Source organism: Pseudomonas avellanae BPIC 631, from assembly GCF_000444135.1.
Classification (GTDB): domain Bacteria; phylum Pseudomonadota; class Gammaproteobacteria; order Pseudomonadales; family Pseudomonadaceae; genus Aquipseudomonas; species Aquipseudomonas avellanae.
Window position 1 is genome coordinate 1 of record NZ_ATDK01000349.1, and the last position, 3,348, is coordinate 3,348.

2 protein-coding genes are annotated in these 3,348 nt (G+C 55.0%); both read right to left on the minus strand.

The genetic code is table 11. The annotated features are described in order from the left end of the window. Positions 1-157: 157 nt before the first annotated feature. The gene (locus DW49_RS0121245) at positions 158-1,237 is read right to left on the minus strand and encodes a BsuBI/PstI family type II restriction endonuclease (protein ID WP_005620862.1); all 1,080 of its coding nucleotides are present in this window, start codon (positions 1,235-1,237) and stop codon (positions 158-160) included. Then, positions 1,237-2,973, minus strand: coding sequence for an HsdM family class I SAM-dependent methyltransferase (locus DW49_RS0121250; RefSeq protein ID WP_232002779.1), 1,737 nt, complete (start codon positions 2,971-2,973; stop codon positions 1,237-1,239). Before DW49_RS0121250 ends, DW49_RS0121245 begins: the two co-directional genes overlap by 1 nt. Between the last annotated feature and the right edge of the window lie 375 nt (positions 2,974-3,348).

Consider the following 3,348-nt stretch of genomic DNA (forward strand, 5'->3'; position numbering starts at 1 on the left):
CCAGCCGGAACCGACCCCTGGATGTAGTGAATTTTGCCGGATGCGGTGTCTGTCACTGTCAGGTTGGACACTTCCACCTTATCAGCCGCATTAGCGACAGCCATGATGGCCAGGGTAAGCACCCCAAGGCTCGGGTACCATTTCATAAGTTGCTCCCTTATTGTCGTGTGATAACTTCGTTCAATGCTGACAACGGTTTTATACCGTCGCTTAGCATGAATACCTTGTCCGGCTCGCTCAGAAACCAAGCGAATGAGCCCCAAGCAAGACCGCTAATGGTCTTCTTAAAACCTGGTGACTGACGGTCCGCATAGGCCGTGACGAATGCTACGCTCGATCGTTTGAACCCACCTTTGTCCGTGAGCGAAAATAAAGCCTCTTGTCTGCGTTCTGTAATCGCACCGTCGGTGGCCACTACCTCGACAAACACGATGAGCGGATGAACAGGTTCCAGGTCAACCAGGATCAAGTCAGGTAAGTTTTTTTGCGCTTCAATATCCAGGCCTATGCTGGAAGCCATGCGCAAATCCTGCATAGCCACCTTGTTGCTGGACTCGCTCAGCCAGAGGACAACAGGCTTCGCCAGGAACTGCTTTGCGAAGACCTCTACCACCGCCCGGGATATCTCCGAACTGGGGCCAGGGGATAACGTACGGGTCTCACCATTGGGAAAACGGACCAGAACCCCTTCCTTGTCAGTTCCTCCAAGGCGCATCAGAGAAATCCTTGCCAGCGCCCCTTTGTTCAGGTGCTCCTCCTGCCAACGCAAGATGGCGGATGCCAATTCGTCCCCCTTCAATAATGGGGAAAACAGCGCAGCGAGCCCATTTCTGAGCGCATAACGCGGAGCGCCCGCAGTCGTGGAAACGGTTTTGTCCTCGATAACTGCACCAACGGCGATCAGCCCCTCGCGCAAGGTCTCATCCCGAATGGGTTCGCGCGTGTTGTCGGCGTACCATCGCTTCCCAGGAATGGTAAAATTGCGCTTTCGCAAATTCGACCTGTAGTTGTGACGCGCGTCGTCACTGCCGTCCGCTGCCTGCTGATCAGTCATGCGATAAACGTGCACCGGCCCCAATAGAACGCCAGTTCCCTCCAAAGCTCCGATGTAGAGCATCGTGAACACAGTACTGGCTGCCAGTTCGCGCGTGCAATACGTTCTATTGGGCGTTCCTTCTGGGAAAATTAGCGGTAGACGTTCGGCGACTAAGTCCCTTGCTACATAAGGTGGCAGCACTACCTATCCCCTTCGAACAATTCAGTGCAAGCGGCTTCGATTGCGTGACGATCAGCCCCTGCATTTACCAAACGAGTCAGTTCGCCCAGGTCGTCTGGTGCAGGCAACGGTAGCGATTCCAGCTCGTAGGCCGAAACGGCAACCGAGCCGCTGACGCAGCGAAATGCGCGATCTGCAGCCCCACTGTTGATAAAGGCCGCCAATACCTCCGCACTGACCTCCGGCACCTCGCTGATCGGGCGGATCATATTGATATGGTTTTCAATAACGACACCGCCGTGCGTCTTCAAGAACTCGGCGGGTAACGCTGCTGCGATTAGTCGCCGGCTCTGCTCTTTGGCGGTGGTCCGCTGCAAGAGCACGCATGGTTTGGTCGTAACCATCCACCCATCACTGGCTTGCAGTTCAAAATAAGGCGCGTGGTTTCTCTTTTCCGCACGAAATATGAAATGGCCATCCGCAGTAATGGCTTCGGCCCAAATGAGCGGTAACCGCTTGCTGCTTGGGCGGTGTGCCAGCTGGCTCTTGTATCGATTCCATACAAGCGGACCGGTGCTCACCGTATAGCCCCAATCGGCCAGGCGGTGCGGCATTTGCGTCAAACGCTTTACCAATGCGCCTTGTTGGGCAGTACGGGGCAAAATCCATGGCAACGAAGGATCAGCAGGAAACTCAATCACACCGGTTTGGTGGATCGCCAGGCCGTTTGTTGCCGGTGAAATTTCTGCCACCACCACCGGCGCGCCAGCAGCACCGCGCCGGTAAGTGGCCAAAGCGGTTTCCTGCAGCACATCATCGAACATACCTTTGCGCACAGTGACAAAATCGATGGACAGCGGCGGTGCCGATCGGCCAAGCAAAGCCCGAAGGTTTTTGAAATAGACACCTGCGAGAAAGGAGGTCGGCGTAACGTAAGCGATCACCCCACCCAGTTTGGTATGACGCAACGCCAAATCCGTAAACAGTCCGTAAAGATTAGCGTGGCCATAGAGCGAACGCTTGTAACGATCACGTGTTTCTGGATCGAGTTTTGCTCGGCCATAGGGAGGATTCCCTATTACCAAGTCAAAGCGATCTCTGACAGGGCTTCGACGCAACGAATCACAGACGGTAACCATCACCGGCAGCCGTCTGCCTGCTATGCGGCTCACTGGGAGTACCACCGCATCCAAAGTAACCTGTGTAAGCCAAGCGCCGAATGGATCGATCTCGTAACCGCGTAGACGGTTACCGATGCTTTGCATCAGCAGCTTTGGACTACAGCCCTTCGCCTCATTGATGATTCGCTGGGCGATAGGCACGAGAAAAGCGCCCCCCCCGCAGGCCGGATCGAGCACTCGGCACGTTGCCCAGTCCATGCCCGCTGTTGTCACTTGGTCGATCAATCGTGCAGTCAGAACAGGGGGGGTGTAAAAAACACCATAGGTCCCGCGGTGTTCTAAAGGAAGCATCCCTGTATAGGTAAGCCCTATTTGATAGGCGGCGGTCTCAGCATCAAAGCTCGCGGCAATACGACCAATAGTCTCCGCCAGTGCAGCAGCCGCTTGAGGGAGCACCTCCACAGTGAAAGGCTGTAGCGGCGCTCTAAGGTCTGGAGAAACGATGTCAATGCTGGTCAGTTCATCCCACCAGCTCTCAATTAGACGAACACCGAAAGCCCGTGCCAAAGCCAACTGGTGCTCAATCGGAAACGTATTGGCTAAAGCACGGGCCATGATGCGTGCAGAGGCCAGCATCTGACTCGGAGACTCAGTCGCCGTAAGGCCTACCTGCCGTATGAGTTTTGCCTGTGCCATATGAGTGATGTCTCCCTGTTTGCGCGGCGGAGAGTCTACAGTACTTGGCTTTTACTGCCGACCGCAGGTCTTAGATTTTATGTTTAGGCTTCGCGCGCACATGACCGGTATCTGCCACCTTAGACGGGCTATCTCTCACGGCTGAGCGCTATGACCTGCGCTATGACTTGGTTGTTGCCAAAACACACGTTTTTTCACGAGCGGCTCGTATGGTGTTGTCGCTGACCGAAAACTGACCCAGTAGAGGCTGTTCTGCCGACTGAAAACTGACCCAGGTGTTCAACTGCTTCTGCTCACTTTTTGAGCAGGAGAACA

Bases quoted from the DNA above. Each gene is read 5' to 3' on its own strand.
- DW49_RS0121250 (WP_232002779.1), bottom strand. From the start codon at position 2,973: ATGCTGGCCTCTGCACGCATCATGGCCCGTGCTTTAGCCAATACGTTT.